This is a genomic window from Atribacterota bacterium, assembly GCA_028717805.1.
GTDB lineage: Bacteria > Atribacterota > Phoenicimicrobiia > Phoenicimicrobiales > Stramentimicrobiaceae > Stramentimicrobium.
Genome location: JAQUNC010000025.1, coordinates 19,105 through 28,200, shown reverse-complemented (window position 1 = coordinate 28,200; position 9,096 = coordinate 19,105). Strand labels below are relative to the sequence as shown.

Sequence of the window (9,096 nt, the reverse complement as noted above, 5' to 3'; positions counted from 1 at the left end):
TGAATATATTTATAAAAAATTATCCCTATAAAGAATCTATCAAGGAACATTTAGAAATTATAGAGGCTATTGAAAAGAAGGAAGAAGATTTAGTTGAATCAACTATCAAAAAGCATTTAGAGCGAGTAAAAAATCTAATACTTTCTGAAATTATTACTTGACTGTTTAAAAAATCTTAACGATTGCACCAATTCTTTTGAACATAATAAAGTTAGTATTTAAAAGGATATCTGGAATCTAATTGGTAGATAGTTAAATAGGAGATTTTAGCATAAATAAAATAGAATTATAATGTTGATTATTTTATTTTTTTACCTAATTTTGTTGACAATTTGTTGACAATACTAAATTTTTTAGACATAATAAAAAGAATAATAATCATATTGAAACTTACTTAAATTAATAATTCCGCTGATCTTTTAAAAAACTATCTTAAAAAAATTGTAGATTTAAATTACTTTTAGAGGGGGGGGGTTTGGTAATATATCTAATATTTGAAGAAGTGAATTTACTGTTTGATGTTTTATAAAAAGAAAGGGTAATAATAAAAAAGAGAATTATTGAGGAGGTTCATAATGTCCTATTATTACGAATATGAATTAGGTAAAGCTGCAAAAATACTTTGTGAGGAGCTATTTAAATTAAAACCAGGAGAAACCTTTGTTATTACTGCTGATACAGAATCTGATAAAAGAGTTGTTGATGCTACAGCTAGAGCTGCTTTTGCCTGTGATGCAAAACCAATGGTTATATATACAGCGTATCCCATGGGAGTTGGGAAAGCAGCTGATAAGCTACTACCAGTAGAGGCTCTTTCAGCGGCTCTTGCAGAGACAGATGCCTGGGTTGAATTTAACAATGGCTGGCTTTTATATTCAACCCCTTATGATGTAGCTACCGCTAAAAATCCCAAACTACGCTATCTAAATGCTTGCGGAATGGATGTTGATATGATGGTGAGATTGATAGGAAGAGTAGATTTCCCCACTTTAGAGAAATTTATGAGTTATTTATTAGAAATTACTACCAAAGCTAAGCATATGAAAGTTACTACTCCAGCAGGTACCGATATTGAATTTGATAATAATCCGGAAAACCCAGTTGTTTTTGAATGTAGTAGATACGATGTACCTGGTTCTCATATGACTCCCGGGCAGATTGCTTGGGCTCCAAAATTTGATACCATTAACGGAGAAATTGTCTTTGACGGTTCAATAGTACCTCCAATTGTAGGAATTTTAAGAGAGCCAGTACGTTTAATAATTAAAAAAGGGGAAATTGTAAAAATTGAAGGAGGCAAAGAAGCTATAGAGTATGATCAATGGCTTAAGGGTTTTAATCATCCCCAAATGCTGAAACTTGCGCATATTTCCTATGGATTGCATCCCAATGCACGATTGAGCGGTGATGTTGTAGAAGATGAGCGCATCTGGGGATCCACAGAATGGGGAATTGGTAATGTTGGACCAATATTGGTTTATGGTGGAATTTCTGGTCCTTCTCACTCTGATGGTATTTGTTTAAATAGTTCAGCTTGGTTAGATAACGTTCAAATCCTGGATAAAGGAGTTTTTGTAGAACCAAAATTAAAAGAATTAGCGAAAAAGTTAGGGAAGTAAGAGGTGAGTATTTTAATGAAACGTAGAATTAAATTAATACTTCCTGTAGCAACAACAATCTGGAATGAGCCAGCCCTTAATGAGTTAAATAAATATAAAGATGAATCTACAATAATAGATGTTGTTAATATTAAGAAAGGTTCTGAGTCTATTGAAAACTCATTTGATGAGGTATGGTGTGCTTTGCCCACAGTCCAGGAAGTAATGAAGGCAGAAAAAGAACAATATGATGGAGTTATTATCTATTGCTTTGGCGATCCGGGTTTACAGGCTGCAAAAGAAGTAGCAAAAATCCCAGTTATTGGGATTGGGGAAGCAAGTGCCTATATAGCATCTTTGATTGGAAAGAGATTTGGGATAATTACTGCAGGTGAGCCAGAGGCAGGTTCTTACTTAGAAAATAATTTAAAGGTTTATGAACTATATCACAAATGTGTGGGTATTCGTTCTGTAGGAATCCCGGTGCTAAGTTTAATTGGATCAGAAGAGGAAGAACTAAAAGTTTTGCTTAAATTTGGCACTGAAATGCTCAATAAAGGCGCAGATGTACTTGTGTTGGGTTGTGGAAGTATGCTAGGTATTGCAGATAAAGCATCTGAAAAACTGGGTGTTCCTATTGTTATTCCAGCTGCTGCTGCAACAAAATTATGTGAAAGTTTAATTGCCATGGGATTAGCTCAGAGCAAAAAAGCATATCAATTTCCACCATCTAAGAAACGTTCTAGTTGATAAAAATTTTCTTAAAAGGAGGTATAAGTATAAATTAAATAAAGTATTATTTTTTATTTTCAATCAATTCTGCTATCTAAAAAATATTTAAAGGGGGTTTTAGTAATGTTTTCTTTAAAATTGAAATCTAAATTTATTGTATTGTTGCTGTTGTTTGCAGTATTAATGGCATTTAATACAGAGACTATGGCACAAACAGAGAAAATTGTTCGTGTTGTACAATCTTGGCCATTATATATTGATCCAGCTGTTGGTATGGATAATGTTGCAGCAACATGTATTCAGAATTTTTATGACACATTATTAACTATAGACGAGAATGGAGTACCCCAACCAAAAGTTGCTGAAAGTTGGGAATTTGATTCCGATACATTGACCTATACTTTTAAAATTAATAATAGCATTAAATTTCATAATGGAGATCAGCTAAAAGCTAGTGATGTGGTGTTTAGTTTAAAACGAATGATTGATATCGGAGAAGGTTGGGGTTATTTATTCCGTGGAGAAATTGAAGATGTATCAATTTTAGATTCGGAAAATGTGAAGATTACTCTTAAACGTCCCATTGGACCTTTCTTACTCTATCTATCCCACGTTGCGATTGTTAATGAAAAACAGGTTATAGAAAATGCTAAAAAGGAAGGCCCCTATGGAGAGTATGGAGATTATGGGAAGGATTGGTTACTAATGAATGTTGCTGGTTCTGGACCATATGTGCTAAAAGAGGTTAATCTGGCAGAACATGTGATAGGTGTTAAAAATCTAAATTATTGGCAGGAAATAGATAAGGATGCACCAGATTCATTCAAGATCATGGGTGTTACTGAGCCTGTAACTGTTCGAACATTAATTGCTAACAAAGAGCTTGAGATAACGGATGAATGGCAACCTACAGAGAACTATGAAGCTATGAATAAATTGCCTGGAGTAAAAGTTGCTGATTTAAGGACTGGGGCTCCTTTAGGCTTGATGTTTAACACTTCCAAACCACCATTTGATGATGTTCATTTTCGTCGAGCTGCTGTCTATATTTTTGACTATGCAGTTTGCCAGGAGCAAATTCTACCCACTTCAGAGCGTGCAAGAGCCATGATAAGTCCAGTTATTCCGGGCGGTGACGAAACACTACCTTTACTTGAAAAAGATTTAGATAAAGCTAAAGCAGAGTTAGCAAAATCTAAATATGCAACACAATTGGATCAATACCCAATTGAATTTTGGTGGAATTCAGTAGTTCCTGATCAAGAAAAGATTGCTTTGTTGTTCCAGAACAACTGCCAGGAAATTGGTATTAAGGTAAATATTGTAAAGAGTAGTTGGACCGTATTTGTAGATGCAGCTGCAAATCCTGATACAAGTCCTCATATCTTTCCAGTTATACAATCTTCTATTGCTTACCCCGAAGCCGGATCAATTTTATATCAAGTCTATCACTCTAGTTCTCGTGGAACCTGGTTTAATATGCACTGGTTAGATGATGCTACCCAAGCAGAGATTGATTACTTGATAGAGGATGCTATTGCAACTCTTGATGACAGTGAACGACATCAAAAATATCAGGGTATAATTAGAAAAATATTAGATCTAGCTTTAGACATAATTGCAGTTGAGATGCCTCAACGTCATGCATACCAAGCTGAATATTTAATGTGGCCTGCTGCTAATGCAACAGAAACGGGTGAGAAAATCAATCTTATGCCTGGTTTACGTATGCTGTTTAAAGATATGAGATTTATTTATTAAGTAAACTTAATATTAAATAGAGTATAATTTTCTTTTTGTAAGAGTAAGGAAGCGAAAACCTCCTTACTCTTACAAAATAGAAGAGGAGTTTATATATGATTCAAGTCGATAGGATGGTTCATAATTTTTGTGAAATGGTACAGATTTCTAGTGAATCTGGCGAAGAACAAGATTTTATACAATCTCTTTATGTAAAATTTACTAATGATTTGAACGCAAATTGCCAAATTGATGATTATGGAAATCTTATTGCCAAAATACCTGGTCGCTCCTGTGCTAGAGGCAATGTTTCACCATTATTATTTGCTATGCATGCAGACACTGTAAAACCTGGCAAGGGAATTAAACCTAATGTTTTAGATGGTTTTGTAGTCTCTGGTGGAGACACAATTCTTGGAGCAGATTGCAAAGCCGGGATAGCAGAATTTATTGAAGCAGTACAATCTGCAAATAATTACCCACCTTTAGAAGTGGTAATCACCAGAGAAGAAGAAGTTGGCTTTGGAGGAGCAAAAAACTTAAATTTTAACTTGATTACTGCTAAACAGGGATTTCTCTTGGATATGGATGTACTAGATAAGATAGTTGTTGGTGGACCTTCTCATATGTTTATAGATATAGAAATTATTGGTAAATCTGCACATGCTGGTATGGAACCTGAAAAAGGAATCTCTGCTATTCAAGCAGCAGCTAAAGCTATTGCAATTGTTAAAGATGGACGTATAGATTCAGAAACAACCTCAAACATCGGTATTATTCAAGGCGGTATTATTCGTAATGGTGTTCCCGAAAATGTAGTTGTTAAAGCAGAGACACGTAGTTTGAATCATGAGAAGTGCCTTTCAGTTAGTCAAATTATGAAAGAAGTATTTGAGATATCTGCCAGGACAATGGGAGCAAAAGCAGAGGTGAATTTAAATTTAGCATATACAGCTCATCGTATTCCCGAAGATAGTTCAATGGTAAAAATTGCTCAAAAGGCTTTAGAAAGTGTGGGAATTAATGCCCAAACTGTTGTTATTACTGGAGGATTAGAATCGGCAATTTACAATGAAAAAGGTATAGAAACAATTCCTTTAGGCAATGGAGTTCAAAATGAACATTCGACATCTGAAAAGATTGCTATTTCAGATATGAAAACTGTGGTTCAGATTCTACATTATATATTCAATTATTTTTGTAAGGATTAAAAGAATAGACATGATGAATATGAATATATTAGAAGCAATACAAGGACGACGAAGTATAAGGGCATTTAAACAAGGTCCAATAGATACGGAGACGCTAACGAATATAATTATTAAGGCTGCAATATGGGCACCTTCTGCTGGAAATAACCAGATACTGAGATATATTGTAATTAACGATGATATATTATTACATAAAATAGGATTAGTAAGTCCAGGCTTATCAGGCAATCCCCCTGCCTTGATTGTAGTTTGTCAAGATTCAAATGAGGCTCAGCTTAAAGGTGGGCTACAAGGTCCCAAATTTTTAGCAATTGCTGATGCCTCCATGTCTTCTCAGAACATTATCCTTTATGCCTATAGCATGGGTTTGGGGACTTGCGTGGTAGCTTCATTCCATAGCCAAGCTGTGCAAAAAATACTTAATTTACCCCAGTCAATAATTCCTATTTTTTTAATTTCAATCGGATATCCAGAATATATTCCCGAAAAAGCTCCATCAAGAAATAAGGAGATTATTTGGTTTAATGAGTACAAAAAATAATGATATCTTGTCCCAAGAGATTTATAAACCTCTTTTTGAGTTAATTTACTACATAATAGTTAGTTCTCGTAATCTTATAGATGAACCAAAATCATATGGTCCTTTGCGTATGCTAGAAATCGCAAGAAGATTATTAAATATATTAAGTTGTGGGAATATCAATTCGCCAATTAAAACTAAAGATTTTCTTAAGCACATCGAAATTACTAAGAATAGCATCACTGAAGGAGAAGACTCTTTTATGACAAATTTAGATAACTTAGTAAACGATGTAATTTCATTTTTAACTGATAACCAGAGGGAGGAAAACAAGTGAAACTTGGACAATTCATTCTTCGACGTCTGTTGTTGGGAATATTTGTTATTATTGGTTTATCAATACTTATTTTTACTATATCTCGGGTAATACCTGGAGATCCAGCTCGCTTAGCTTTAGGACCAAGGGCACCTGTAGAAGTAGTTGAACAGCTGCGTCAAGAATTATATTTAGATAAATCATTACCAGTGCAATATTGGATTTGGCTAACTAATGTTATGAAAGGGGACTTTGGCAGATCATTAGTTACCAGAAGGTCAGTAGTTGTTGATATAAGGGAGTATCTTCCTGCAACTTTAGAGTTAGTTTTTTTTACTGCAATTATTATGGTATTTCTTGCCATTCTTCTTGGTGCAATAGCTGCTAGAAATAAAGATAAATGGATTGATAGCCTAATTCGTATTTTTGCTTATGTTGGTGTTTCTATTCCAGCTTTTGTTTTAGCAGTATTTTTTATTCTTATTTTTGGGTATGCTTGGCCAATCTTGCCCGTACTTGGACGATTAAGTTCGCAACTAAGCATTCCAAGAGTTACTGGATTTATGGTCCTTGATGCCCTCATTGCAGGAAAGTTAAATATAGCTTGGGATGCATTTAAGCATTTGATTCTACCTGCATTCGCTTTAGCATTAGGACCTGCCTTTCAAGAAGCTCGCATTACTCGTTCCAGCATGGTAGATAATATGAATAAAGACTACATTTCAGCAGAAAGAGGATATGGTTTTTCTGAAAAAATAATTATGTTTAAATATTTACTTAGACCTTCATTAATTCCCACTGTTTCTGTAATGGGAATGGATATTGCAGCAACAATTGGAAATGCATTTTTGGTTGAATTGATATTTAACTGGCCTGGGATTTCACGTTATGGTATTAATGCTATGCTTTATAAGGATTTGAATGCCATCTCTGGTACAGTATTAATAATAGGATTAGTATTTGTGTTGACTAGTATCATTGTAGATATTATTGTGTCTTTTTTAGATCCAAGTATTCGTTTACGTGGCATCAGGGAGGGAGAAAATGGAACATAAAAAGGTAGAAATGAAAACTAAACAAGAAAATATTCTAAAACCTAGCAAATGGGGTAGATTTTGGAATAACATTTGTCGGAATTGGTACTATTTTTCTCGAAATAAACTTTCTGTTTTAGGTTTATCTATTGTCGTTCTAGTCATTTTATTAGCTATTTTCGCTCCATATATGACTCCTTACCCACAGCATGCAAGCTCATTTGTTGACTTTAAAAATGCAGGGCAACCTCCAAGTGCAACATATTGGCTTGGAACTGATCCTATTGGAAGAGATATTTTTAGCAGAATTGTATTTGCCTTACGAGGAGCTTTATTAATGTCCATTGTAGTATTAGCAATTGCTGTGCCTATTGGGACCATTCTTGGTCTAATAGCAGGTTTTTATTACAGGACAATTATTGATACTATTATCATGCGTATTTCAGATATATTTCTCTCTGTTCCATCTCTTGTTCTTGCTTTAGCTATTGCTGCAGTTCTCAAACCAAATATGATGAATGCCATGATTGCTGTAACAGTAATGTGGTGGCCTTGGTATACCAGGATGGTTTATGGTATGGCTTCTTCTATAAGAAATGAATATTTTGTTGTTGCTGCACAATTGAATGGTGCTAGTAGTAGTTATATTCTTTTCCGTGAGATTTTACCAAATTGTCTTTCTCCAGTTTTTACTAAAATGGCATTAGATGTTGGATGGGTTCTTATCATTAGTGCTTCACTCAGTTTTGTAGGCTTAGGAGAACAACCTCCTACACCAGCTTTAGGGCAGATGGTGTCAGATGGTGCTAGATATTTACCAGAACTCTGGTGGATGTGTATTTTCCCTGCATTAGCCATAGTAATAACAATATTAGGTTTTAATCTATTTGGTGATGGAGTTCGAGATATGTTACAATCTTCCCGTTAATAACTGTGAGACATTAAGAAGAAAGGAATATTAATGGATAAAAGAATATTACTAGATATTAAAAATCTTTTTGTCTGGTATAAAGTATTTGGTGGCTATTTCAAAGTACTAAATGGTGTTAATTTGGTAGTAAAAGAAGGTGAACGAGTTGGTCTTGTAGGTGAAGCAGGTTGTGGTAAAACTACCACTATGAAATCAATACTCAGAATTCTTCCACCAGGAGATTTTAAAATTCCTGAGGGTGAGATATTTTATAAGGGGAAGGATATTCTCAAGATGAATTCTAAGGAAGTTCAGAACTTACGTTCCAGAGAAATTGCCATGATTTTTCAAGATCCAACAGCAGCATTAAATCCAGTTTTTACTATTGGAAGCCAGCTTGGAGATGTAATTAGGCATGCAGATATTTTTAAAGGAAGTAGACATCAAAAAGAAATTAAAGATAATTCCATAAAAGCACTTAAAGAAGTTTATCTTCCCGATCCAGAAAGAATGTTAGTAAATTACCCCTTTCAGTTAAGTGGAGGTATGAGACAAAGGGTTTGTATTGCTATGTCTATATCTTCTCCAAGAAACTTGCTTATAGCTGATGAACCGGGAACTTCATTAGATGTTACCATTCAGGATCAAATTCATCGACTATTAAATGAGATTGTAGATAAAAGAAATACAGCCATTATTTTAATTACTCATTCGTTAGGGGTAGCTAGAGAAATGACTGATAGAATTTATGTCATGTATGCAGGAACGATTGTTGAAGTAGCTACACCTGAAATACTTTTTAAAAATCCTATCCATCCTTATACTAAAGGTTTGCTTGCATCAGTACCAAAAATATCAGGTGGTGGAATTGCTAATGGTATTCCTGGTAAACTTCCAAACTATTTGAATCCCCCGTCAGGATGTCGCTTCCAGCCGAGATGTGAATGTGTAAATCCAATTTGTATAGAAAAACCTCCACAATTACATGAGATTGAAAAAAATCATTTAGTAGCTTGTCATTTAACACAGAGGTAA

9 protein-coding genes are annotated in these 9,096 nt (G+C 34.4%); all 9 read left to right on the top strand.

Annotation, left to right across the window (positions count from 1 at the left end):
- The first annotated feature begins 575 nt into the window (after window positions 1-575).
- Entirely contained in the window at window positions 576-1,619 is a 1,044-nt protein-coding gene (locus tag PHD84_06755) for an aminopeptidase (GenBank protein MDD5637497.1), read from the top strand.
- A 15-nt stretch (window positions 1,620-1,634) separates the two neighbouring features.
- On the top strand, window positions 1,635-2,348 hold the full coding sequence (locus PHD84_06750; protein MDD5637496.1) for an aspartate/glutamate racemase family protein: 714 nt from the start codon (window positions 1,635-1,637) through the stop codon (window positions 2,346-2,348).
- A 105-nt stretch (window positions 2,349-2,453) separates the two neighbouring features.
- Window positions 2,454-4,091 carry an ABC transporter substrate-binding protein gene (locus PHD84_06745; protein MDD5637495.1) on the top strand — a complete coding sequence of 546 codons (1,638 nt, stop codon included), beginning with the start codon at window positions 2,454-2,456 and terminating at the stop codon, window positions 4,089-4,091.
- A gap of 95 nt (window positions 4,092-4,186) precedes the next feature.
- Window positions 4,187-5,281, top strand: a complete 1,095-nt coding sequence (locus PHD84_06740) for a M20/M25/M40 family metallo-hydrolase (protein MDD5637494.1) — start codon at window positions 4,187-4,189, stop codon at window positions 5,279-5,281.
- A 10-nt stretch (window positions 5,282-5,291) separates the two neighbouring features.
- The gene (locus PHD84_06735) at window positions 5,292-5,822 is read left to right on the top strand and encodes a nitroreductase family protein (protein ID MDD5637493.1); all 531 of its coding nucleotides are present in this window, start codon (window positions 5,292-5,294) and stop codon (window positions 5,820-5,822) included.
- Window positions 5,806-6,138 (top strand): DUF6092 family protein, encoded by a 333-nt coding sequence (locus tag PHD84_06730; protein ID MDD5637492.1) that lies wholly within the window; start codon window positions 5,806-5,808, stop codon window positions 6,136-6,138. Before PHD84_06735 ends, PHD84_06730 begins: the two co-directional genes overlap by 17 nt.
- Complete coding sequence (locus PHD84_06725; GenBank protein ID MDD5637491.1) at window positions 6,135-7,172, top strand: ABC transporter permease; 1,038 nt, start codon at window positions 6,135-6,137, stop codon at window positions 7,170-7,172. Before PHD84_06730 ends, PHD84_06725 begins: the two co-directional genes overlap by 4 nt.
- Complete coding sequence (locus tag PHD84_06720; protein MDD5637490.1) at window positions 7,162-8,079, top strand: ABC transporter permease; 918 nt, start codon at window positions 7,162-7,164, stop codon at window positions 8,077-8,079. The genes PHD84_06725 and PHD84_06720 overlap by 11 nt, the downstream gene beginning before the upstream one ends.
- 33 nt (window positions 8,080-8,112) lie before the next feature.
- Window positions 8,113-9,096, top strand: coding sequence for an ABC transporter ATP-binding protein (locus tag PHD84_06715; protein MDD5637489.1), 984 nt, complete (start codon window positions 8,113-8,115; stop codon window positions 9,094-9,096).